Here is a 23395-nt window from a genome sequence, read left to right as displayed (position 1 = left end):
CGCAATCAATTATGGAAAGCAGAGCACAGCGATAATGACAAAAAGCGAGCATATTCCCTCTGCACATTTCGATTATGAGATAGCATTTGGCCGCACGCTTGGCTGGGTAAGCCAAACAGAACTTCATATTCTGCGGAGAAAACGGGTTGCCATTGCCGGGCTTGGCGGTGTGGGCGGCTCTCATGCTTTGATGTTGGCCCGATTGGGGATCGGAGCGTTTCATCTGGCGGATTTCGACCGCTTCGATCTGGCCAATATGAACAGGCAGGCCGGCGCTTTTTCTTCAACGATCGGGGCGCCGAAATGCGCGATTATCGCCAATATGGTGGCGGATATTAATCCCGAAGCGCAGATCACCCCTTTCCCCGAAGGCATAACCGACAGCAGCATTGATGCATTTCTTGATGGTGTTGATCTGTTCGTTGACGGGCTCGACTTTTTTGTGCTCGATATTCGCCGGAAACTGTTTGCCCGCGCCCGGGAAAAAGGCATTCCGGCCATAACGGTGGCCCCTTTGGGGCTGGGCTCGGCATGGCTGATCTTCACCCCCGACAGCATGAGCTTTGAAGAGTATTTCCGCTTTGATGGCGCAAGCACCGAACAGCAATATGTACGATTCATGATCGGATTGGCCCCGGCGGCTTTGCATCGCCCGGCCCTTGTGGACCCCAGCCGAGTGGATTTTTCCGCCAAAGCGGGGCCATCCACCCCCATGGCATGCGGCATGGCCAGCGCCATTCTTGGGGCCGAAGCCTTGAAAGTGCTTTTAAAACGCGGCTCTTTGCGTCCGGCCCCGTGGTTCCACCAATTCGATCCCCATGGATTGCGCTTCAAATCCGGCCGCACCCAAGGCGGCAATGCCCATCCCGTGCGGCGGATCAAAATTGCGCTGGCCCAGCATTGGATCAAACGAATTGCCCCGCGTGAGGATATTTATGCGTCCAGCGTCGCAGAAGATGCCCCGACACTTTATAAAATCCTCGATCTCGCCCGATGGGCACCGTCCGGAGACAATGAACAACCTTGGCGGTTCGATGTTCTGGACGACCATCATATACGCGTTCATTTACACTATGAGCCGGGGGCCAATATCTATGAATACGCCAATGGTCGCCCCATCTGGCTGGCGGCTGGCGGCCTTTTGGAAACGCTCCGCATTGCGGCAAGCAAATTCGGTTTTACATGCGACTGGACCGTCGAGAACGAAAATGAGCCGGAACAGGTTCGGCTTTATGTGACATTCAAAAAAGATGACACGATCCCCGTCAGCCCGCTGGCCCCTTTCATCATGTCCCGCACGGTGGATCGTCGGCCCTATCGGCGGGACAGCCTGGACGCGCATGAGAAGAAAAGCCTGGAGGCAGCGCTTTTTGACACATTCTATATCGAATGGTTTGAAAGCCGCAAAGACCGCTGGGCCTCCACCCGTTTGAATATGCTGGCCACGAGGCTGCGATTGACCATCGAGGAATGCCATAAAGTCCATCAAAAGGCGATCCACTTTGAAAACAACCATGCCGCTTATGGCTTGCCGGCAAAAGCCGTGGGGCTGGATCCCATGACCATTGCCATCATGCGCTGGGCCAATGCAAAATGGTCACGCTCTAAAATCCTGAACCGGTTTTTGGGCGGCGCATGGGCCGCCAGCTTGCAACTGGATATTTTACCCGGCCTCAATTGTGCGGCGCATTTCTTCATAAGGTGGCGAGAAGACCGACCAGACAGGCCGGTGAGCGACTGGATCGAGGCTGGCCGCACATTACAGCGCTTTTGGCTGACGGCAGAATCCCTTGGCCTTAGCCTGCAGCCAAGTTTTGCGCCATTGATCTTCGGCCATGGAGCCGCCCATCAACATCGCTGGTCCGAACGCCGCACAGCCGAAAAAGCCCAAGCCATCGGGAAAACTTTTGAGACACTGCTGGGATGCTCAACCGATGCGGTGGTTTTTCCCGGTCGTATCGGCCGTGGCCGCTCCCTTGTGCAATCCCGCTCTGTCCGGCAACCCTTAAGCGCCCTGATGGTGAACGGATCCGGCTTTGGGGCTGGAAATCCTTAGAATTTGACGCCAAGGCATCGGGCATCTCAACCCGCCAAAACGGAAGAAAAAGGCAAGATCCCGGAAATCCTTTTGATGCCAGACCGGCATCTCCTTGCGCATCGCTTGCAAGCTAGACGCCACATCCCCGGATAAAGGCCGTCGAACCCGGCTTTTCAAAGCCACCATGAAAGGCATCACCATGGTGGAATATAAGGTGGCATCTTTCGCAAAATGGACCGCCGCCGCTTTTTGCCAATCGGATAGATGAAAAGCCGCCCGCAGCGAATTCAAATAATCAATGGTGAACAATTCCGGCTGACGATCGGCATATTGATACGCAAAATAATCAATGGACCGTTCCGATTTCAAATGCCCGAAATCCACCATATAAAGCCCCCCACCCGGCTTTAAAATACGGCGCGCAGCTTCCAGACATTTATGAAATGCACGGAGATTGGGAAGCTGATGCAGCACCACCGTAGACATCACGGCGTCGCAACTGGCATCGGGAAGATCGGATAATGCGGTGATATCGCCTTTTTGGAAGGACACATTTTTCAACCCTTGCTCTTTGCAATGGGCGCGGGCGCGGTCCAACATTTCATCAGAGAGATCAATCCCGATGAAATTGGTTTCGGGGTTCAGGCGGGCCACCATGGCCAATTGGGTTGCCGGACCACAACCAAGATCCACCACGGTTTCATTGGGGCGGATAACGGAACAGATGTGCGCACAATGATAAAGATAGACCGGGGCCATAACCCCGTCTTCGCGGCCCGCCCGGGTGAAGGCGGCAACCTTTTCGGGGTCTTCCATCACCAGATCCGGCTCTGGCACACGCGCGCTGGTTTCCGAACTAACCAGTTCTCGCGCAAATGTCTTCAATAAGCCAAATTCAGACACAGCCACCTCCAATATCACCGGCGAAAGAAAAGCAATCGAATCCTATCCCTTTACCGTCACCAGTATAAGCGGGAAATGTTAGGAAAAAGAAAAAGGGCCCGCACTTTGCGAGCCCTTCCTTTCGTGACGTTCCCCGTGGATGTCAGGCGTTACGACGACGCCGTGCAACACCCGCTCCCATCAGCATGAAGGCACCACCCAAAAGGGCCAGCGTGCTGGGCTCCGGAACAAAGACGATGGAGCCATCTTCATTCACACAGAAATCTACGGCGCTTTGACCATTGGCGGGTTGGCCAAGATTGCCACCCAAGAACGAACCCGTCGGGCAGGACACGGCACCAATGCCAGCACCGCTATCGAAATTGGAGTCGGCCATCGCCATCAATACCGGATCGCCATTGCCGTTCACCTTATCCAGCAGATCCACACCGGTCTTGCTATCAATCAAGACACCGGCAAGGGCATCGACAAGCTGGAAGTTGATATTGTCCGAACCGTCACCGGTGGTGAAATCAAACACGCCACCTTGTTGGGACAACATTTCAAAAGTAGCAAATTTCACACCATTGGCCGCAGTATCATGGGCGTTATTCAACACGAACTGGCTACCATCGGTGCCAATATTGTCCACATACAGCTCCAGCAAGCACTGGCCGGCATCCAGACAAGCGGTATGACTGAAATTCGCATCCGTCAGATCAATGTCTGTGAACACACCATCGGCGCGGAAGCGGAAGGTGATTTCAAACCCGTCAAGCCCGCCAAACTGACCCGCAAAATTCAAAAGCAAGGGGTTCATGCTGCCAAGGTCATTATTGGTGAACTGCGTTGCCTGGCCACTGCCAAAAGCACTGAAGGTCTCACCAATATCGGGAAGGCCATTGCCATTGCTATCCCCGGTTTGAGCCTGCACCCGAGCAAGAAAGTTGACTTGGTCAACATTCTCAATGACATACATGTCGTCATTTCCAAGACCATCCAGACCGCGAAGGTCAAAAGTGATCCCGTCCATAAGAAGCCCAGCATGTGCCGGCGCGGCCATCCCTGCCACTGCCAATGCAACCGATGCTGCTAAAATTTTCGTGCGCATTTCTGTTCCCTCTAACATTTGAGTCCTGAGATACGCAGGGACAAACCCGACGTTGCCTCGCCACTATAAAAGCAATCATCATGCCAATTAGAAATTCTCTAATAATAACAAGCAATTTTGCGTTCGGCACTTTCTTCCATGCTCCACAACAAGCCTGAACTGTAAATCTTTCCGACAGTTCCCCGCCGATTAGACACAAAGAAAAAGGGCCCGCACTATGCGAGCCCTTCCTTTCGTGACGTTCCCCGTGGATGTCAGGCGTTACGACGACGCCGTGCGACACCCGCTCCCATCAGCATGAAGGCACCACCCAAAAGGGCCAACGTGCTGGGTTCTGGAACAAAGACGAGGGACCCATCTTCATTCACGCAGAAGTTCGTTGCATTCTGAGTGGCTGGTTCGCCAAGTGTTCCACCGAAGAAGTCCCCATCAGGGCAAGACACGGAACCAAAGCCAGCACCACTGTCGAAATTGGAGTCGGCCATTGCCATCAAAATCGGGTCGCCATTGCCGTTCACCTTATCCAGCAAATCCGCACCGGTCTTGCTATCAATCAAGACGCCGGCAAGGGCATCGATAAGCTGGAAGTTGATATTGTCCGATCCGTCACCGGTGGTGAAATCAAACACACCGCCTTGCTGGGGCTTCACTTCAAAGGTGGCGAATTTCACACCATTAGAGGACGTCGCATGCGCATCGTTCAACACGAACTGGCTGCCATCAGCACCAATATTATCCACATACAGTTCAAGCAGGCACTGACCGGCATCCAGACAAGCGGTATGATCAAAATTCGCATCCGTCAGATCAATATCCGTGAACACCCCATCGGCGCGAAAACGGAAAGTTATTTCAAACCCGTCAAGCCCGCCATTGGTTCCGGCAAAATTAAGGAGCAAGGGGTTTAGGCTGCCCGTGTCGTTATTGGTGAACTGCGTTGCCTGACCACTGCCAAAAGCGCTGAAGGTTTCACCCACATCGGGAAGGCCATTATTATTCGTGTCACCCGTAAAGGCTTGGACGCGAGCGAGAAAGTTGATCTGATCAATATTCTCAATAAGATACATGTCATCATTGGCCAGACCATCAAGACCACGAAGGTCGAAGGTGATCCCGTCCATGAGAAGCCCAGCATGCGCTGGTGCGGCCATCCCTGCCACTGCCAATGCAACTGATGCTGCTAAAATTTTCGTGCGCATTCCTTTGCCCTCCACTTTGAGCCTTGGGTTATGCCGAGACAAACCCGACATATTCCCCCCCATCAATGCACACAGCATGCCAACCTTTCTTTCAGCATATGCAACAGATCACTATATTACGTTTTTTATTTGTTTAATTTCCAAAAATTAATCATTTGTAAACCAATCCGACGCTGCATTTTGCTATTGCGGCCCTATTGGCCACTCTAGAATCGGGAATAGAAAAAGGACTTGATTAAAACCAACATATATCAATTACTTATCCGATATTTTAGCCTTCTTTCCATCTGTCGGAATATTTTACAGATATCAACCAATAAGCTGATATTAAAAGATTTTCTGTGAATTTCGGATATGTGAAGACGCCATCTCTGCGCCTTTGGGCCGGAACAGCGCTGTAAAAAAACGGCCCCCCGTTTTATCACGGGTGGCCGTTCAGATTTCAGCTGATCCGCTCGGTTAAAGGGTCGATAGCAATTCCCGCGCTTCTGCTTGGCCGGAGAAACCATCGCGCCCCGCCAAATCCTGAAGCAATGTGCGGGCTTCGCTGGTGCGACCCCGCGCCAGATAGGCCTTCGCCAGATGCAAGGCGATATCCGGATCATGCGACGCTGCTTCAAAGGCTGGTTGAAGCGCTTCTATAGCCCCGTCCACATCACCGCGAGCCAAAGCGATCACGCCATAGGTATCCTGGATCGCAGGGGCATTGGGTGCCAGTTTCATGGCCTTTGTTGCATTTTCATAGGCTTCGTCAAGATCGCCTTTTTCCCAAAGAACCCACGCGAAATCATTGAAATATACAGGGTTCTTCGGATTTTCCCGTGTCAGGATACGATATTGTTCTTTTGCATCTTCGGCCCGGTTTTCCTGAAAGTAAAACTGTGCAAGCTGCAATCTGGACATGGGTTCTGAACGACCTTCCAGAACATGGATGGCATCTTTTTTATCCTCAGCCACCCACAGGCTGCGCGCCAAAGTGACTGCCCGCAAAGGTGTGGGGTCCGTTTCATAGGCTTGACGATATTTACGTGAGGCGTCCTTTGCTTTGCCATCGCTCAAAGCGACAAAGCCTTCCAGATCATAAAGAGCCGCATTGGGTGGCGAGATCGCTTTCAACGCCTCAAGCTCCGATTTGGCCCCATCCATTTCACCCCGCAAAGCCAATAAGCGAATAAGGGCGGTGCGCGCCTCCAGCTTATTGCCATCCAGATCAATGGTACGACGCATGGCATCGATTGCGGCCTCGTCGCTTCCCGCTTCAGCCAAGCTTCGCCCAAGGAGATAGCGCGCATCGGCATTATCAGGAAGCTGCCCGATCATAGACTGGAACACATCGACCGCTTTGCGGTGCTCGCCCTGCGCCCGATAGGCCAGCCCGACCGTTTCCAAAGCAGCCGGATTTGCAGGGTCCATTTTCGAGGCACTTTGGGCCTCGGTCAGGGCTTGTCCCGGTTTCCCCAGCAACAACAACATCCGGGCATAGGCAATGCGCGGCTCGATGGCATCCGGCGCGGCATCTACCATTCGTTTGAGAATGGCTTCGCTTTCCGCCACATCCCCCGCCAAGGCTTTCATCTGCGCCAAAGCCATGGCGATCTGGACATTGTCCGGTCTCGCTTCATGGGCGGTTTCCAAAACGGTTAAAGCCTCGTCTCCCCGGCCTTGCGTTCTCAGAAGAGAAACAAGCGCATTCACGGAAACCCAAGACCCCGGCTCGATCTCCAGCGCCTTTTCAAACTGCTCCACAGCCGCTGTTTGTTGCCCATCTTGCACAAACGCCAAACCAGCAAGCGAATAACCCGCAGCGCTGTTTGGCGATTTCTGCCGCAAGCCTTGCGCGATGTCCAATGCCTGCTGTGTATTTCCGGCCCGCAAATGCACGATCCCAAGACGAATCTGCTCTTCCGTTGTGCGGTCCTCCCCAGTGGAGGGAATCCGTTTCAGGATATCATCCGCCCCGTCCTTATCACCGGCAGACAGCTTCAAAGTGGCAAGCCCCGTGGCCAAGGACAGATTATCCGGCTCGTTTTCCAAAACGGTTTGCATATAAGAAACAGCCTTATCCAGCTGTCCCGATTGCAAAGCTGCCGCCGTGGCAAGGCGCAAAGATGCGGCATCATCACTTTCTTCCGCAGACCTGCCCGCAGCTTCCAAGGCATCATCGGCGCGGCCCAAACGCAAGCTGGACCAGGCCAAAGCCCTGCTGGCCACCAGCGGAATCTGGTCATCATTGGCAAAGCGCTGCAAATAGGTAACGGCCACTTCATCATTGCCAAGTGCGCTATTGGCCACACCCGCCACCAAAAGCGCCGGACGATTCCGGGGTGCAGAAGACAGAACCCGCTCTGCCGCCGATTTTGCCAGTTCGAAATCCTGCTGCTGAAGGGCGATCAAAGAGCGCAGATAAACCGCCTGCATCGTAGAGATTCCACGCCGCGCCAAAGCCTCGAGAGTCGCCAAAGCCTCATCAAGTTTTTCCTGATCGATCAAGACCGTGGTCAATGTCAAAGACGCTGGCGGAGAGGTGGGGTCGATTTCAACGGCTTTGGAGAAATATCCTTCCGCCGCAACCATATCGTCTTCACGGATTGCCAGCCGTCCTGCCAAAAGATTAGCCACAAGGCTATCCGGATCGACTTCCAATGCTTGTTGCGACAAACGGGCGGCTTCTTCCGGGTCCCCTTCTAAAACGGCAATTTGCCCAAGGCGTGCCAGATGATTGCCGGTCATCGGATCTGCACCGTTCAGCAACTCACGCGCTGACGCATAGCGCCCCTGCCCCACCAGCGCATCCGCATGATAATCTATCACTTCCGGCAGGATTTGTGCCTCTGCCGGAGCCGCTTCCACCAAGCTCAAGGCATCCACATATTTGGTGGCCAGAACATGACTAAGCATCAAAGGAGCCAGATAGTCTTCTGGTGCAGCCCCCAGATCCCGTGCGCGAGTCAGCTCTTTCTCGGCTTGTGCGAGCTGGTAGTTTTCCAGATAAATCTTCCCGAGAAGCAAACGTGCCGGAGCGAATTGTGCCGATTCTTGCAAGGCATTCTTCAATTCGATCACAGCCGCCGACACTTCATTGGCCTGATATTTTGTCTGTGCGGATTCGTAATATTTTTGTGCGCGGCTTTCCGGGTCCCCGGGTGAGCAGGCTGCCGTCCCCAAAACCGCAGCAAACATCAAAGACGCACCGATCGACCGGACTAAACTTGATTTTTTCATTCTACCCTCATCGCCTTATCAACAAGCACCAAATCATGCGGCGCCATCTGTTCCCCTTCTGTCAAGAGAGGCAGATCCTACCCCCCCTGTCTTTGCAGAATATAAGCCTAGCATATTGTTTGCCTATAATGTTCACCAAGTCACAGCCATAACAGGAAAAACACACAAGATATGGCGTTCGACTTGCGTAATGTCACACACTGTTAGAAGGTAACGTTTGCCTTATGGCGCAAGAACAGGGGATCTTACGGCATGATATATCAGTGGTCATTTATCTTGACCGCTTTCGGTTTTTTCGGGCTCGCTGTTCTTTTGTTGGCAAAAGGATGGCGCAACGGGCAAACGCGGCTTTTCGCTTTGGCGGCCATTATCCACGCCCTATGGGCGGTAAGCCAAGTTATTCTTGGCTATCCGTTCGTTGGCTGGCTGGCTCTGGTGTTGCATACGGCCCATTTTGTCTGTTGGGCCCTGTTTTTGGCCAGCCTTTTGCCCTCGTCCGCAAAGGGACTGCCGCATATTATTCGCATTGCCACCCCGGTTTTGATTCTGGCAAAAATCGGCGCGCTTTTTCTTTTGGGCCTGCCGCCGCATCTGGCAAATCTGGTTGGCCAGTCCATTTACATTATCGACCTGTTGGCCATTGTCATCACCTTGGCCGCTGTGGTGGGGGTTTTCCAAGCCGCCAGCGAATATGAACGCTGGGCATTGAAATTCATCTGCATTCCCCTTGGCATTGTGTTCACATATGAATTGTTCGTCCATGCACAGATTTTTGCCGTATCCGGGCCACGCAGCGAATATTTCACCCTGCGGGGGCTGCTGAACCTTGTGGCGGTTCCGCTTTTGCTGATCGCGGCCTCGCGGCACAAATTCTGGCGCGATCCCTTTTTCGTTTCCCGCCAAACCGCTTTATATTCCCTGACATTAATCGGCATCGGTTTTTATCTGATGCTGGTGGCCCTTTCGGCCCTGATTATTCCAAAAATCTCCGCTCAGGCCTCACTGCCCTTACAAACGGCGCTGCTTTTCATCGCCTTGATGCTGCTTCTTTTCCTTCTGTCTTCGGGCAGTGCCCGCGCCAAGATAAAGCTGTTCGTGGCGCGGAACTTTTATGCCCGCAAATATGATTACGCCCATGAATGGCGGCGTTTGATGGGAACCCTTTCTGGCGAAAACGACCTCACAAGCCCTTTGGAAAGCCGGATCATCCGGGCCTGCGCAGAAATTCTGGAAATTCCCGGCGGGGCGCTGTGGGTGATCGAATATGACCGCCCGCGCTTACAGGCAACATGGAACTACAAATCCCGGCACGCCATTTCAGATGCGTATAATCCAAGCCATTTCCTGAATGAAGAAGGCGCCCCTTTATGTCTTTACGGAAGCCGCCTGAAAGCCTCGCCCTTTGCCCGCGACGATGGCGCATGGGTGGTGGTTCCCCTGCCACATAACCAATCGATCATCGGGTTTCTGACCCTTTCCAAACCGCGCACAAAAAACCGTATCGATTGGGAAGATGAAGAACTGGTTTTGCTGGTGGCCCGGCAATGCGCCAGCTTTCTAGCCGAAGCCAAGGCCGTTGCCAGCCTTGAACAAACCCGGCAATTTGCCCGCTTCAACCGGCAATATGCCTTTGTGGCCCATGATATCAAAAACATCATCAGCCAGCTTTCCGTGATGCTGAAAAATTTCGATCGCCACGCCAATAATCCCGAATTCCAGCGCGATATGCACGAAACCATCGCCAATAGTGTCGGGCGCTTACAAAAGCTGATCCAGCGCCTGTCGCAGCTTGAAGAAGGCGGCGGCTCGGCCGAAGAACCGGAAGACATTGCCGTCCACGGACTGTTGCACGAAGCTGTCGCCCAATATGGCAAAAACCATCCAGCGACCTTAAGCATCCATGTGTCTCCGCGGGCGAAAAATATTCAGGTTCGTGTTCCCAAAGAGCGCTTTTCGGCCAGCATCGGGCATCTTTTATCCAACGCCTTGGAAGCCAGCGGCGAGGCGGGTAATGTTACGCTTTCTCTTGACCTTGTCGGTCCCAATGCAATCATTGATATCAGCGATGACGGCGCAGGCATGACATTGGATTTTATACGCGACAAACTCTTTGCACCTTTTCATTCCACCAAAAACAGCGGATTTGGCGTCGGCGCTTTTCAGTGCCGTGAATTTGCCCGGGAACAAGGCGGCGACCTGGAGGTTGTCAGCAGCCCCGGATCTGGCACAACAATGCGGCTGGTTCTCCCGGCCCTCTCCTAACAGAAAGTTGGCATCAGGCTATGCGTGAAAAATCAGATAGGCTTTTGATTGTCGATGACGATCCCGGTATTCGCCGCCAGCTCAAATGGGCTTTCGGGGATATGAAAACCGTTGAATGTGAAGACCGTCCGTCCGCGATAAAAGCTGTCCGAAAAGAAGCCCCCGCCGTGGCTTTGCTGGATCTTGGCTTGCCACCGGATGCCGATGGCCCAAGCGAAGGTTTGACGGCCCTACAAGATATCCTGTCAGCATCACCCGATACCAAGGTCATTGTAATGACCGGCCAGAAAGAGCGCAGCTATGCGCTGAAATCCGTGGCCTTGGGCGCATATGATTTTTATGAAAAGCCTCTTGATCTGGATCAGCTTGAACTGATCGTTCAACGGGCCCGCAAATTATTCGAGCTTGAACAGGAAAACCGCGCGCTTCAGGCCGAAAACACCCAAAGTTCCATTCCCGGACTGGTGACCGCCGACAGCAAAATGCAATCTGTTTGCGAACAGATCAAACGATTGGCCAAAACCGATGTATCCGTGCTGATTATCGGCGACAGTGGAACCGGTAAAGAGCTGCTCTCCGCAGGGGTGCATAGCCTAAGCAAACGGGTCAAGGGGCCTTATATCGCCATCAACTGCGCGGCCATTCCGGAAAATCTGCTGGAATCGGAGCTGTTTGGCTATGAGCGCGGAGCCTTTACCGGCGCCCACAAAACCACCATGGGAAAGATCGAACAAGCCCATCAGGGCACCTTGATGCTTGATGAAATCGGCGATCTTCCCCTTCCTTTGCAAGCCAAGCTGTTGCGCGTTTTGCAAGAACGGGTGATCGAGCGTGTTGGCGGAAGAAAACAGATTTCTGTGGATTTCCGGCTGGTTTGCGCCACCAATCGGGATATGGAAACCGCCATTAAAGAAGGTGATTTCCGCGAAGATCTTTATTACCGCATTGGAGAAGCGGTGGTCTTTGTTCCGCCTTTGCGTGAACGCCCCGAAGATGCCGTGTTGATCGCCCAGACCTTCCTTGAAAAATGGAGCCGCGAGCAAGGCCTTAAAAATGCAGGCTTTGGCAGCGATGCCTTGGCCGCCATTTCCAACTATTCCTGGCCCGGAAATGTGCGGGAATTGCAAAGCCGCATCAAACGCGCCGTTGCCACCGCCAATGGGCGCATTGGCGCTGCGGACCTTGATTTGGCAAACACCCCCACCGAAGCGGTCCCCTCCATCAAAGTTGCGCGCCAAAAAGCGGAACGGGATGCCATCCAACGGGCCATGGCCCAAGCCGACGGCAATATTTCCGAAGCGGCGCGATTACTGGATGTGAGCCGCCCCACCCTCTATCAATTATTGACAGATCACGGCTTGCGTTAAGGCCCTTCGCCCCACAGTGTGACAACACAAAAACGGCCTGTTTGGTGCGGCACAGCTGACCGCTATCTTTCGCCATAGTAAAAGGGCGAGGAAGCCTTTTGGCCCTCGCCCTTTATACCGCCCCTCCACAAAGCATAGACCGGATTATCGGCTCAAACGCCGCCGCTGCACGACCCCCAACCCCATCAAGCCAAACCCGAACAAGGCAAGGGACAAAGGCTCTGGAATAGTGGTGGTCTGCGCCAGAAAAAGCGACGCATGGGACAAGGCATTGGTCCTCCCATTGGAACGCGTGACAGGCAAAGAAAACCACCCGCCCTTCACCGAGGTTACGCCATCAAAGAAATAAGCGCTGAAGCCGTTGCCATGTTTGAAGCTGACCACGAACGGTCCGCTGATAGGAGCAAGACCGGCAAAAATCCCCCAATGGCCATAGTCTTCCCCTTCATCAGCCCAAAAGTCGCCGCTATCCGATTTGCCGGCAAAAACCCAATCCAGATCGCCAAACACATCATCATCATTCAGCATGCCAAGCATCCGCGCGCCACCGCGGGCGGCATCATTGCCGCTGATACGGCCAATACAGCGCGAAAAGCCAACAGACACCCCGGAGGCATCAACCACCGTGGCATTGCCGGTTGTGCAGCTTGTATCTGCAACAACGGGCTTTGCCTGAACAGACGCAGGCAAAAAAGCCACGATCAGGCTCAGCACACTTATCAAAGAAAAAGATTTCATTATCACTCCGGCGGCCATTTTGGGCTGCTATTCTTAATTTTCTATCAATTCACCTGGCAGACAACCCAAGCAACTTCTATGCCACCTAGAAGTGCCGCGAAAAACAAGCCATCCAATCTACCATAACGGATAAAATGTCAGATTTTATGACAGCTTATGGCTATCCAGCCTAGAACTGTAAAATTTATAGACACATTTTCCTATTCCGGCCTTTTGCCTCCCTCTCCCGCTTTAGAGCTATTCTTTCAAGGAGATGTTTTTAATTTTCATAAAAATCAAAGCAAATGGAGATTTTTTCTTCACAAATATCCTGTTTATTGATGGGCAATATTCATGCACAGGGCGTTGTTATGAAAAAGATTGTACTTTCAGGATTTGCTTTTGGACTGCTTGGCACAGTGCTCGGATTGGCTCTTGGCGCCGCCCTTGGCGCTTATGGTAATGCGTTTCAGCCAATGGATCGAGATGTCTTGTTCTTTAGCCTCTCTGGCGCAATGTCGTGCTCTTTCATCGGCTGGTTTTTGGTAAAGCCCGGTTCTGGTGAAAATGATGAGCCGCATCTTTCACGCTAAGGCGCTGAAACGCGGTCACACAATAAAAGAAATAACGATCATCACGCACGCCCAGCCAAGAAGGCTGGTGCAAATCCATAAAAACAGGGCACCCCTACGACTGAACTGCCGTCCGATTTTATGGTTCTCGGAGTTTTTCATCAGGCTCCCAAATCGCGTTGATTGTGCACAGCCATAAATATACGCAAACAGACATCGCTCCATTAAATCCATGCATTTATTGTGCCAATATCGCAAAAATTAATATCTGGTAAATATCTGCATTTTTGTGTAAATTCGAGAGCTGGAATCCACATAAAGTGTTCATGAGGGAACGTCACGATGTCTCATATGCGTCTGGCCTTGGCCGGCTTTTTATGCACGGCGCTTGGGGCTTTGTCTGTTTTTTTTGTGGCCCATCTATGTGGCATATCCGGCATTGCGTGCATGCTTGCCGTTGGTGGAGGCGCTGCTATGGGCAGTGTTTTGGGCTGGCTTTTGATCAAGCCCCCTTTGACCCAAAAATACGCCGCCTGATCCACAGCCGGGCATTATCACACGCCGCCACACTCAAATATCCACGATTTTTTCAGCGGTCTTTACAGGATGCGCCGATCCGGTCTGCCGCAAAGTCCGATATATCCTTCAAGAAACGGGCCCGACCGTGATCTTGTAAAAGCAGATGGTAGCCATCTTCATAAAGTCTGGTTTCTGTAACGGCTTGCGGCAGGGCATCCACCAGCGCCTGCATCGCGGGAACCGGCACGATCTGGTCTTGCTCCCCGATCATCACCAAAGTCGGTAAAGTCAGGCTTTCCGCGCTTTCCAAGGCCGATTGCATCAACTCCACAAGCCCATATATGGCATCCACCCGCGTTGCTTTAATAACAAATGGATCTCGGCCCATGGCAATCAGGGCTTCCCGATTATCCGAGGCTATCCGGCCCAGCCCCCGCCCTGTCAGTTGCATTTGCGGCGCCAGATGCGCTGTCAGCCACAGGCTCATGCGGTAAAAAAACGGCATTTCAGACCAGCCCCAAACCGCGGGGGACACAAGGACCACAGCATCAACAAGGTCCGTCGCTGCAGGGGTTCGGGCCGTAAGCAAAGCCACAGCGGCTCCCATGCTCTCTCCCAATAAAATGATCGGTTGATCCGGATGGCGGGCCTTCACCGCCTGTATAAAGCCCAGCGCATCTTGAACCAAAAGGGTTTCCCCCGCCCAAAGTCCGGGCTGTGCACTTTCCCCGAATCCGCGCTGGTCATAGGCAAAAACCGAAAGCCCTTGCTGCGCCAAAATCGGCCCCGGCCAAGCAAAGCTGGACCGATAATCATTAAAGCCGTGAAGCGCTATGACCACGGCACACGACCGAGGCGCAGGCCATTGGGTATAGGGAAGCTGCGCCCCATCGGCTGCCACATAAAGATCGCGCGTCAAATATGGCCGCTGCGGTTCTTCTGTAATGGGCTTTTGAACCGCTGGCGCACAGGATGCCAGCACCAAAAGCATAAAAACGCAGCCCCATATTCTCACACCGTCTCTCCTTCCCTGCCAAGGATATCCGCCACTTTTCGACGGAGCATCGGCACCACATCCCGATCAAACCACGGATTGCGTTTCAACCATCCGATATTACGCGGGCTGGGATGCGGTAAAGGCACATAAACTGGTCCATAGGCTTCCCAATTGCGCACGGTTTCCGTCAAGGACGCCTTTCGTAAAGAGCCCAGATGATAGCGTTGGGCATAAGCCCCAATGACCAGAATCAGGCTTTGTTCGGGTAAGGATGCAAACAGTTTATCGTGCCAAAGTGCCCGACATTCCGGGCGTGGCGGGCAATCGCCGCCGTTTTTATTCCGTCCAGGATAGCAAAACCCCATGGGGACGATATTCACCTTCAGCGGATTATAAAAATCTTCCATATCAATGCCCATCCATTGGCGCAAACGCGCGCCCGATGGATCGTCAAAAGGTTTGCCGCTTTTATGCACGGCCAATCCCGGCGCCTGCCCCGCGATCACCAAACGCGCTTTGGTGCTTGCCTGCACCACCGGATTAGGGCCAAGCGGCAAATGCGCAGCACAAGCCGTGCAGGCCCTAATTTCAGCAAGAAGAGGTGCCAAGCTTGGTTTGGCTTGTTTATCGCTAATATTTGAATTCACTCATATATCCGCTAAAGTATGGGTGGGTCGGCATCAAGCTGATTTGGGTTTCTTCCTATTGGGTGAGGATTATTGCAAAATCTAAACCAATCGCGGCCACTTTCACCAGCCTTGCTGGAACAGCAGGCCCTGGCCGACAGATTTCTGGCTGTCCGCACCCAGACGCAGGCCTTGGCGGCACCGCTGTCGGCGGAAGATGCACAAATTCAATCCATGCCGGATGTCAGCCCGACAAAATGGCATTTGGCGCATAGCACATGGTTTTTTGAAACCTTCATTCTCAAAGCCCTTGATGCCACCTACAGGATATTCGATGCGGATTTCCATTTCCTGTTCAATTCCTATTATGAAGCGGAAGGCCCGCGCCATCCCCGCCCACAACGAGGGCTGTTGAGCCGCCCGCCCCTGTCGCAGGTTCTGGACTATCGGCGTCATGTGACGGATGCTGTAAATGCCCGTATTGAAGACTGGGCCGATCGTGAGGACTGGCCCGATATCGCCGCCCTGATCGAGCTGGGCTGCCACCATGAAGAGCAGCATCAAGAATTGTTGCTTACCGATATCAAGCATGTTTTGTCGTGCAATCCTTTGGCGCCGGGCTATGCCAGCCCCTTCCCCAAGGCCATGCAGGATATCCCCGCAGCCACATGGCAAAAAATCCCCGAAGGACTGACAGAAATCGGCCACCGCCCGCCCGGCTTCGCTTTCGACAATGAAGGGCCACGGCATAAAGTCTGGCTTCATGAGGCAGCTTTGAGCAGCCGTCTGGTCACCACCGGAGAATTTCTGGAGTTCATCGAGGATGGCGGCTACCAAAACCCGATGCTTTGGCTGTCCGAAGGCTGGGATTGGGTGAAATCCAAAAACCGCTCCGCCCCGCTTTATTGGTCACGCCAAGAGGATGATTGGCAAATTTTCACGCTTTATGGACGCCAGCCCATCAATTGGTCTGAACCTTTATGCCATATCAATTTATATGAAGCCGATGCCTTTGCCACATGGGCCGGAGCCCGCTTGCCCCGGGAAGAAGAGCTGGAATATGCCACCATCGCCAGCCTGGCCGCGCAAGAAGACCATATAGCCCTCCACCGCGCGGAAGAGTCGCCCCGCCTTCATCCCAGCCCGGCCCGCCAGATAGGCAGCACCCCCTTCACCCAACTTTCCGGTGCCGTGTGGCACTGGACTGCATCGGCCTATAGCGCTTATCCCGGCTTTTGCACCGCTGCCGGAGCCATTGGCGAATATAATGGCAAATTCATGTGCAACCAGTATGTCTTACGCGGTGGCTCTTGTGTTACGCCGAAGGATCATTGGCGTCCCAGCTATCGCAATTTTTTCCCCGCGCATGCCCAATGGCAATTTAGTGGTCTTCGTTTAGCCAAGGATATTTAATGCCCTCTACAACCACGCCTCTGGCTGCCTATATTGATTTGGCACCAGACCTTGAAACGTTCGAGCATGCTGCTTTAGCGGGCTTGAAAAGCACTCCCAAAGCGGTATCGGCAAAATTCTTTTATGACGAGCGGGGATCGCGTCTGTTCGAGGATATTTGCAAGCAGCCGGAATATTATCCCACCCGCACAGAACTGGCGATTCTGGAGAAAAACCGGTCAGATATCGCCCGACATATCGGCCCTGAAGCTTTGGTGATCGAATTCGGTGCGGGCGCTTTGGAAAAAGTCCGCTTGCTGCTTGAGGCGCTGGACAGCGCCTCAGGATTTACCGCCATCGATATTTCCGGCGACCATCTGCGCGAAGCCGCCCAGGAATTGGCCACCGATTTTCCCGATATTCCCATCACCGCCATTTGCGCGGATTATACCAGCCTTGATGCCTTGCCCGGAGAAGCCAATAACAATGTAGGCCGCAAGGTGGGGTTTTTCCCCGGCTCCACTATCGGGAATTTTTCCCCGCAAGATGCCCAGCGCTTTCTCGGCACTGTGAAATCCCTTGTGGGACATGCCGGGCTTTTGGTGATCGGCGTGGATCTGAAAAAAGACAAGACGGTTCTGGATGCCGCTTATAATGATGCCGCAGGGATAACGGCGCAATTCAATCTCAACCTTATCCGGCGGATCAATACGGAACTGGGCGGCCATTTTGACGAAAACAGCTTCCGCCACAAAGCCTTTTATAATGCGAATATGAGCCGTGTTGAAATGCATCTGGAAAGCCTGAAAGATCAAACGACCGATCTTGCAGGCCATCCGATTTCCTTCAAGGCGGGGGAAACCATCCACACGGAAATCAGCTGCAAATATTCCATTGCCGATTTTCAGGACTTGGCAAAAAAAGCGGGCTGGTCCCCGGTCACGGTTTATACCGACGAACAAAAACTATTCAGCCTGCATGTCTTGAGCGCGGATTGATCCCGCGCCCATCCATGCCAAACCCGGCCACAGCCGGTTTTTCAGGCCACAAGTTCCTCATGGCGGCGAATATGGAATATACGATCACCAAATAGTGCATTGATCATATGCAGGCGCTTGAAAAACGTGCCGATATCCAGTTCTTCGGAAACCCCCATGCCTCCGTGAAGCTGCACCGCATTGGCAACAACAAAGATGCCGTTTCGCGCGACTTCTGCCTTCGCGGCAGACACGGCCCGTGCGCGTTCCACAGGATCATCGCCATCCGCACGGATACTGGCCACATAGGCCAGTGACCGCGTTTGCTCCAGCCCGATCACCATATCCGCCAGCCGGTGCTGCAAAGACTGAAATGCCGCCAGGGGCTGGCCGAATTGCTTCCGCTGCAGCAGATAGGCACGGGTTTTCTCCACCGCCGCATCCATGATGCCCACCGCTTCCGCACAGACCGCCGCCGTTGCCCGGTCAATAACCGCATTGATAAAGGGCAAGGCCCCGTCTTCCGGGCCTAAAAGTGCCTCTGGCTCCAAAGCCACCGCATCGAATGTCAGTTCTGCGGCGCGATTTCCGTCGGTGGTGCGATAATCACGGACCGTCAGGCCTTCCATCCCGCGTTCCAGCAAAAAGCAGGAAAGTCCCCGTTCATCCCGAAGCGCCCCCGATGTACGCGCCAAAACCACAAACACATCCGCCGAACCGCCCCCTAAAACGACGCTTTTTTCACCACTTAACCGCCAGCCTTTGCCATCAATCTCGGCCTTGGTGTTGATATCTGCCAGATCATAGCGCCCTTGTGGCTCTACATAAGCCAAGGCAGCCAAAGTTTTACCCTCCATAATGGCCGGAAGATAACGCTTGCGCTGGCTTGGCGACCCCATAGAGCTGATGGCCCCGCCAGCCATTAAAATGGTGGAGAGATAAGGCTCCAGAACCAATCCGCGGCCAAATTGCTCCATCAAAAGCATCACATCCACAGCACTGCCACCAAGACCATCATCTTCTTCTTTGAAGGGCAAAGCCAACCAGCCCAATTCGGCAAAGCTGCGCCAATGGTCGCGGGAAAAGCCTTCATCTAAAGCCGCAAGCCCCCGCCGTTTTTCAAAGGCATAGCTTTCCCGGATAAACCGTTCTGCGCCCGATTTGAGCATGGTCTGTTCATCGCTTAACGCAAAATCCATCTCACCATCCTAGCCTTGTTATCCGGGACATCATCCGCCCATGATTTGCACGGACGGCGTTGCCTTTCAACCCGCCGCTTGCTTCAGGGGCTTTTGCACTGGCATAGTCTGATATAGCACCGTAGGCGGGGTTTCCTTGCACGGTATGGGGATCCATCAAAACAATGCACTGCAAATCACCTTGCACCAAAATCTGCGTATTGGACCCTGTGTTGGGGCTGTGTATGGGCTGTTGGCGCACCGCTTTGGAGATCCGCATGTGGGGACGTGCGGACGGGCCACAAAAACATGCCGTCCTTGTGGCTTTGCCCAAGCGTCGGCCGGGAAAAATTTTGCGGGGGCAATAAGATGGATCTGGGAATACCGCCGGCGTTAGACCAATCCTTATGGACAGTGCTGATCGCCATTCTTGCCAATCTCACCTTGTGCAGTTCCAGCCGCATCAGCCGGTTTTTTTCACGGCCATTGGTTTTGGCCGGACGAATGATCAATATGATCGAACGGCGTTATAACCACCCTTCCGTCAATGAGGGGGCCCGCCGCATCGATTCTATTTCCATAGCGGTTTTCCTGCTCATTTTCGGCTTCCTGTGCGGACTGGGCCTTTCGCTTCTTTTGCAACAGATCCCCTTTGGCTGGATCATAGATGCCATGCTGATTGCCGCTGTTTTGGGGCTTCGGCCCATGCTGGAACGTATGCGCCTGATCACGCGGAGTCTGGAATCCAGCCTTGAAGAAGGCCGAGCGACCATCACCCTTATCACCGGACGGGACACCGCCAATCTGGACAAACATGGCTTGTCCGCCGCCGCCATTGAAAGCATCGCCATGGGGTTTTCCCAAGGCTTTATCGCGCCCCTTTTGTGGTACGCATTGGGCGGGCTTCCCGCACTTTTTGCCTTCAAATTGATCGACACCGCCAGCATCATGATTGACGAACGGTCCGATCATGCCCGCAGTTTCGGCTTTGCCCTGCGCTATGGCTCCGCCATTTTTCTGGCCCCGGCGATTTTTCTAAGCCTGCCATTCCTGTTTCTTGGCAGCCTGATCACCAGAGGTACAGGATTGGCGCGCGGTCTTCATATGGCCTGCGCCCGAAAACGCTATGCATGGCCAACCTTCAGCTTGTCTGTGGCTCTTTTTTCCGGATTTTTAGGGACCCGTTTGGGCGGCCCCGTATGTATTGGAAGCTATCAACGCACGGGCGATATTTTCGGAGAAGATATGCCGTCTCCCTCCATCTCCAGCATCAACCAAGCCCATAAATTGGCGGCCCGTTCAGCCCTGATATACACGCTGTTTTTGCTTGCCTTGGCCATTTATATGGTTACGGCCTAATCCATTGATTTCTTGAAAAAATACGTCATAAAATCGGCAGGGATGTGGGGGCACATCTTGAACAGGCCGAAACGCTTTCATGAGGGGATGATATGGAGGGGGCAGAGCCCGTGCATTTTGCACTAACGGGCTTGATATGGATCGTTGCGGTTATTCTTGCCGTTTCGGGGCTTGATGATCTGTTTATCGATATCAGCACCCATGTGCGGATGCTGGCCCGGTCCCTTACCGTTTATCGGACCTCCCAAAGAGCCTGCTCGCAAAGCCTTCCAGATATCCCCCAATCCCCCATCGCCATTTTCATCCCGGCATGGCAGGAAAGTGATGTGATCGGCCCCATGCTGACACGCCTTCATGATACGGTTCGGTATGAACATTATCATGTTTTCTTGGGCGTTTATCCCAATGATGAAGCCACCGCCCGCGCGGCACGATCCGTGGACCCTTTGGGAAAATGGCTGAAAATCATCATACTGGACCATCCCGGCCCCACCAGCAAAGGCGATTGCCTTAATGCGCTTTGGCGCGCCCTTCACCAAGATCCTTGCCATAAGACCATCAAGCAGATTGTTTTGCATGATGCAGAAGATGTGGTGCATCCGGAAGAATTGAAGCTGTTCAATTATCTGTCTGACCGTGCCCATATGATCCAGCTTCCCGTGGTCCCCCTGCCCATCGGTTTACGCCATCTTGTCAGCGGGCATTATCTGGATGAATTTGCAGAAGCCCATCAAAAAGATCTGGTTTTCCGGGAAAGATTTGCAGGCGGTGTGCCTTGTGCCGGTGTTGGCTGTGCCTTTTCCCGTCAGGCTTTACAAGATGTGGTAGACATGCATCAAAACCACGGTCCTTTTTCACAAAATAGCCTGACAGAAGATTATGAACTGGCCCTGATCCTGCTGCGTCTGGGTCATCGCAGCATTTTCGTCCGGCTACCTGAAAGCAAAGACGGGCAAATGGTCATCGCCACCCGCGAATATTTCCCCGCAGTTTTCAAGCTGGCTGTCCGGCAAAAAGCCCGCTGGTTGATCGGCATTGCCCTACAAGCATGGGCAAGTCAGGGATGGCCCGGAAACTGGGCCACCCGATATATGCTGATGCGGGACAGAAAGGCCATTCTCACCGCTCTTGTCAGCGTTTTTGCCTATGTCGTCATGGCCCTTATTCTCGTTTTTGAAGCCACGAAAGCGCTGCACCTTCACAATGCTCGCCCCTTGATCCAGGCCGGATCGCCCTTGGCCTTTTTGCTGATTGGAAATCTCGCTCTGGTGTTTAACCGCGTGGCCCACCGCATGCTCTATGCGACCCGGCTTTATGGCTGGCAACACGGCATGATATCGGCCCCGCGCATGGTGGTTGCCAATTTTATCAATTTTGCAGCGGCCATGCGGGCACTGCGCCTTTATACCGCCCATCGGCTGCTGGGCACGCCTTTGCACTGGGAGAAAACCGCACATATCTTCCCCGAAAATGACGAGGCAATTCATGGGAAATAAAGAATTGCCTTTGCATTGGTTTGCCCTGATGGCCGCGCTGTGGCCTGTTTTGTTCAGCCCCGCAAAGGCATTGGCCGATCCGTGCGATCCAATGATGGAAACGACAGCGTGCGCCTATCAGCTTTTGCAAAAAGGCCAGCATGAAGATGCGGCACTCTTTTTTGAACGGGCATTGGAACAGGAACAAAACCCGAAGCGCCGCCTTCAAATCGCGCTCGATCTGGCCCATCTGTATAATAATCTGGGAGCCTATGCCAAAGCGGCGCAGACATTCCAGCTTGCCTATGCGTTACAACCCGAAACGCAGACTTTGAAAGCGCTGGGCTTTGCCTTGGTTGCCTCAGGCGATGTGCAAGCGGCCCGTGTTGCTTTTGAAAAAGCCACAAAGGCCAGCCCGTCAGACAGCTTTTTGCACCGCCAATTGGGATATCTGTGCCGTCAGTTGCATGACCGCGCCTGTGCGATCGAGCAGTTCAAGGCCGCCATCGACCATGAAGAAGATCCGGACACCACCGAGCTATTGAAGCGGGAAGTGCGCGCCTTGTCACAAACGCTTTGGGGATCTGCCAGCCTTTTATGGCGGACCAATGCCACCCCCGGGCAAGAGCTGCGTTTCGGTGACCGGGTGTTAAGCCAAAGTCAGGGAATTTTGGAAGGTAATGCCCGTATTCCCCTTGATCTGGGATCGCCAGACCGTTGGATTGCCGGCTTTTCACGGATTTTATGGACCATCGATGGCGCGGCGCCCACCCCCCATGATGAAAGCCTGCAAGGTGGTGTGGGCTTGAAACTGAAACCTTTTGCCAGCCAATCCATTATCATCGGGGTGGAGCGCCTGATTTCTCTTGGGGCCTTTTCCCGGGATGACTGGCTGTTTCGCGCCTCGGCCTCCAAAGGCGCGGGCTTTGAACGCCCTATCGGGCAAAAAGGAAAGTCGTGGCTTTTCTGGTCCATTTACGGCGACATTGCCGCCATCGGATTATCGAAAACAGATCTACAACTCAGCGGTGAAGCCAGACTGGGCCGCGCAACCGAATTCGGCCCCATACAGATAACGCCCCATCTGGTTTTATCGGGGCTTTGGCAAGATGATGCTTTGGGGCGATCATCCTTGTTGGAAGGCGGTCCCGGCCTCACGATCAGCCTGCCCATTGGGGCCGGTGTTTATAAAGCCCCTATGCAAAAAATCGACATGACCGTGCAATATCGCAACAATATCGCAGGTACATCACGCAACCCCAATGGCGTAACCGTAACATTGAGCCTTAGTTTTTAAGGCCCAAATGCCGTTGACGGGGGTGATAGCCACCGCAGCGCGAACAAAAATACACATCCCGACCATCATTCATCAGCGGAGCGCGGTTTTGGGATTTTTTTTGCGCCGTTTGCTCCAAAAGTTGCACCACGGCCTCTTGATCCTGATCGTTCAATGCCTCAAGCGCGTAACGAACGCGCATAAGAGACTTGGTCATTTCCAGTTT

At 53.5% G+C, this 23395-nt stretch carries 20 protein-coding genes; 11 read left to right on the top strand and 9 right to left on the bottom strand.

Annotated elements, in window-relative coordinates; translation table 11 throughout:
- The first annotated feature begins 34 nt into the window (after positions 1-34).
- Entirely contained in the window at positions 35-2056 is a 2022-nt protein-coding gene (locus tag IEX96_RS00865; protein ID WP_188873324.1) for a ThiF family adenylyltransferase, read from the top strand.
- On the opposite strand, the gene IEX96_RS00860 is transcribed toward IEX96_RS00865, so the two are convergent.
- The 4 genes from IEX96_RS00860 to prsT form a co-directional block, all read right to left on the bottom strand.
- On the bottom strand, positions 2006-2941 hold the full coding sequence (locus IEX96_RS00860; RefSeq protein ID WP_150004669.1) for a class I SAM-dependent methyltransferase: 936 nt from the start codon (positions 2939-2941) through the stop codon (positions 2006-2008). The two genes, IEX96_RS00865 and IEX96_RS00860, sit on opposite strands and share 51 nt — an antisense overlap.
- Positions 2942-3083: 142 nt before the next feature.
- Positions 3084-4031 (bottom strand): PEP-CTERM sorting domain-containing protein, encoded by a 948-nt coding sequence (locus tag IEX96_RS00855; RefSeq protein ID WP_188873323.1) that lies wholly within the window; start codon positions 4029-4031, stop codon positions 3084-3086.
- 254 nt (positions 4032-4285) lie between these two features.
- Entirely contained in the window at positions 4286-5230 is a 945-nt protein-coding gene (locus tag IEX96_RS00850) for a PEP-CTERM sorting domain-containing protein (protein WP_188873322.1), read from the bottom strand.
- A 459-nt stretch (positions 5231-5689) separates the two neighbouring features.
- Positions 5690-8452 (bottom strand): XrtA/PEP-CTERM system TPR-repeat protein PrsT, encoded by a 2763-nt coding sequence (gene prsT, locus IEX96_RS00845; protein WP_150004666.1) that lies wholly within the window; start codon positions 8450-8452, stop codon positions 5690-5692.
- A gap of 276 nt (positions 8453-8728) precedes the next feature.
- On the opposite strand from prsT, the gene prsK reads away from it, so the two are divergent.
- A complete protein-coding gene (gene prsK / locus IEX96_RS00840) occupies positions 8729-10714 on the top strand; it encodes an XrtA/PEP-CTERM system histidine kinase PrsK (RefSeq protein WP_188873321.1) in 1986 nt (661 codons plus the stop codon).
- A gap of 20 nt (positions 10715-10734) precedes the next feature.
- Entirely contained in the window at positions 10735-12081 is a 1347-nt protein-coding gene (gene prsR / locus IEX96_RS00835) for a PEP-CTERM-box response regulator transcription factor (RefSeq protein ID WP_150004664.1), read from the top strand.
- Between the two features lie 144 nt (positions 12082-12225).
- Here the strand turns inward: prsR and IEX96_RS00830 are convergent, their stop codons facing one another.
- Positions 12226-12819: a PEP-CTERM sorting domain-containing protein gene (locus tag IEX96_RS00830; protein ID WP_188873320.1), complete on the bottom strand. Its 594-nt coding sequence runs from the start codon at positions 12817-12819 to the stop codon at positions 12226-12228.
- A 284-nt stretch (positions 12820-13103) separates the two neighbouring features.
- Here IEX96_RS00830 and IEX96_RS00825 point away from each other — a divergent pair, with 284 nt between their 5' ends.
- Both IEX96_RS00825 and IEX96_RS00820 read left to right on the top strand, forming a co-directional pair.
- Positions 13104-13391 carry a hypothetical protein gene (locus IEX96_RS00825; protein ID WP_150004662.1) on the top strand — a complete coding sequence of 96 codons (288 nt, stop codon included), beginning with the start codon at positions 13104-13106 and terminating at the stop codon, positions 13389-13391.
- Positions 13392-13712: 321 nt separating this feature from the next.
- Entirely contained in the window at positions 13713-13907 is a 195-nt protein-coding gene (locus IEX96_RS00820; RefSeq protein WP_150004661.1) for a hypothetical protein, read from the top strand.
- A gap of 52 nt (positions 13908-13959) precedes the next feature.
- Here IEX96_RS00820 and IEX96_RS00815 read toward each other — a convergent pair whose 3' ends face one another.
- Together IEX96_RS00815 and IEX96_RS00810 are read right to left on the bottom strand one after the other, a co-directional pair.
- Positions 13960-14904: an alpha/beta hydrolase gene (locus IEX96_RS00815; RefSeq protein WP_229773438.1), complete on the bottom strand. Its 945-nt coding sequence runs from the start codon at positions 14902-14904 to the stop codon at positions 13960-13962.
- Positions 14901-15494, bottom strand: coding sequence for a uracil-DNA glycosylase family protein (locus tag IEX96_RS00810; RefSeq protein WP_229773437.1), 594 nt, complete (start codon positions 15492-15494; stop codon positions 14901-14903). Before IEX96_RS00810 ends, IEX96_RS00815 begins: the two co-directional genes overlap by 4 nt.
- Positions 15495-15605: 111 nt before the next feature.
- On the opposite strand from IEX96_RS00810, the gene egtB reads away from it, so the two are divergent.
- Positions 15606-16925 carry an ergothioneine biosynthesis protein EgtB gene (egtB, locus tag IEX96_RS00805; RefSeq protein ID WP_229773436.1) on the top strand — a complete coding sequence of 440 codons (1320 nt, stop codon included), beginning with the start codon at positions 15606-15608 and terminating at the stop codon, positions 16923-16925.
- Positions 16925-17902 (top strand): L-histidine N(alpha)-methyltransferase, encoded by a 978-nt coding sequence (gene egtD / locus IEX96_RS00800; RefSeq protein ID WP_150004658.1) that lies wholly within the window; start codon positions 16925-16927, stop codon positions 17900-17902. The genes egtB and egtD overlap by 1 nt, the downstream gene beginning before the upstream one ends.
- A gap of 41 nt (positions 17903-17943) precedes the next feature.
- On the opposite strand, the gene IEX96_RS00795 is transcribed toward egtD, so the two are convergent.
- Entirely contained in the window at positions 17944-19080 is a 1137-nt protein-coding gene (locus tag IEX96_RS00795; protein WP_150004657.1) for an acyl-CoA dehydrogenase family protein, read from the bottom strand.
- 164 nt (positions 19081-19244) lie between these two features.
- On the opposite strand from IEX96_RS00795, the gene IEX96_RS14265 reads away from it, so the two are divergent.
- From IEX96_RS14265 to IEX96_RS00775, 4 genes are all read left to right on the top strand, one after another.
- Entirely contained in the window at positions 19245-19427 is a 183-nt protein-coding gene (locus IEX96_RS14265; protein WP_150001931.1) for a DUF1289 domain-containing protein, read from the top strand.
- Between the two features lies 1 nt (position 19428).
- Entirely contained in the window at positions 19429-20418 is a 990-nt protein-coding gene (locus IEX96_RS00785) for a cobalamin biosynthesis protein CobD/CbiB (protein WP_188873318.1), read from the top strand.
- Positions 20419-20510: 92 nt separating this feature from the next.
- Positions 20511-21914 (top strand): glycosyl transferase family protein, encoded by a 1404-nt coding sequence (locus IEX96_RS00780; protein WP_150004655.1) that lies wholly within the window; start codon positions 20511-20513, stop codon positions 21912-21914.
- On the top strand, positions 21904-23190 hold the full coding sequence (locus tag IEX96_RS00775; protein WP_188873317.1) for an NfrA family protein: 1287 nt from the start codon (positions 21904-21906) through the stop codon (positions 23188-23190). Before IEX96_RS00780 ends, IEX96_RS00775 begins: the two co-directional genes overlap by 11 nt.
- On the opposite strand, the gene IEX96_RS00770 is transcribed toward IEX96_RS00775, so the two are convergent.
- Positions 23180-23386 carry a hypothetical protein gene (locus IEX96_RS00770; RefSeq protein WP_229773435.1) on the bottom strand — a complete coding sequence of 69 codons (207 nt, stop codon included), beginning with the start codon at positions 23384-23386 and terminating at the stop codon, positions 23180-23182. The two genes, IEX96_RS00775 and IEX96_RS00770, sit on opposite strands and share 11 nt — an antisense overlap.
- Between the last annotated feature and the right edge of the window lie 9 nt (positions 23387-23395).

Origin of the sequence: Iodidimonas muriae (assembly GCF_014647255.1) — a bacterium.
In the GTDB taxonomy this organism is placed as follows: domain Bacteria; phylum Pseudomonadota; class Alphaproteobacteria; order Sphingomonadales; family Rhodothalassiaceae; genus Iodidimonas; species Iodidimonas muriae.
This window is presented reverse-complemented; position numbering and strand designations above follow the sequence as displayed.

Bases quoted from the DNA above. Each gene is read 5' to 3' on its own strand.
- IEX96_RS00855 (WP_188873323.1), bottom strand. From the start codon at position 4,031: ATGCGCACGAAAATTTTAGCAGCATCGGTTGCATTGGCAGTGGCAGGG.
- IEX96_RS00820 (WP_150004661.1), top strand. From the start codon at position 13,713: ATGTCTCATATGCGTCTGGCCTTGGCCGGCTTTTTATGCACGGCGCTT.
- IEX96_RS00795 (WP_150004657.1), bottom strand. From the start codon at position 19,080: ATGGATTTTGCGTTAAGCGATGAACAGACCATGCTCAAATCGGGCGCA.
- prsR (WP_150004664.1), top strand. From the start codon at position 10,735: ATGCGTGAAAAATCAGATAGGCTTTTGATTGTCGATGACGATCCCGGT.
- IEX96_RS00850 (WP_188873322.1), bottom strand. From the start codon at position 5,230: ATGCGCACGAAAATTTTAGCAGCATCAGTTGCATTGGCAGTGGCAGGG.
- IEX96_RS14265 (WP_150001931.1), top strand. From the start codon at position 19,245: ATGCACTGCAAATCACCTTGCACCAAAATCTGCGTATTGGACCCTGTG.
- egtD (WP_150004658.1), top strand. From the start codon at position 16,925: ATGCCCTCTACAACCACGCCTCTGGCTGCCTATATTGATTTGGCACCA.
- IEX96_RS00830 (WP_188873320.1), bottom strand. From the start codon at position 12,819: ATGAAATCTTTTTCTTTGATAAGTGTGCTGAGCCTGATCGTGGCTTTT.
- prsT (WP_150004666.1), bottom strand. From the start codon at position 8,452: ATGAAAAAATCAAGTTTAGTCCGGTCGATCGGTGCGTCTTTGATGTTT.
- IEX96_RS00785 (WP_188873318.1), top strand. From the start codon at position 19,429: ATGGATCTGGGAATACCGCCGGCGTTAGACCAATCCTTATGGACAGTG.
- IEX96_RS00825 (WP_150004662.1), top strand. From the start codon at position 13,104: ATGGAGATTTTTTCTTCACAAATATCCTGTTTATTGATGGGCAATATT.
- IEX96_RS00780 (WP_150004655.1), top strand. From the start codon at position 20,511: ATGGAGGGGGCAGAGCCCGTGCATTTTGCACTAACGGGCTTGATATGG.
- IEX96_RS00775 (WP_188873317.1), top strand. From the start codon at position 21,904: ATGGGAAATAAAGAATTGCCTTTGCATTGGTTTGCCCTGATGGCCGCG.
- IEX96_RS00770 (WP_229773435.1), bottom strand. From the start codon at position 23,386: ATGACCAAGTCTCTTATGCGCGTTCGTTACGCGCTTGAGGCATTGAAC.
- IEX96_RS00865 (WP_188873324.1), top strand. From the start codon at position 35: ATGACAAAAAGCGAGCATATTCCCTCTGCACATTTCGATTATGAGATA.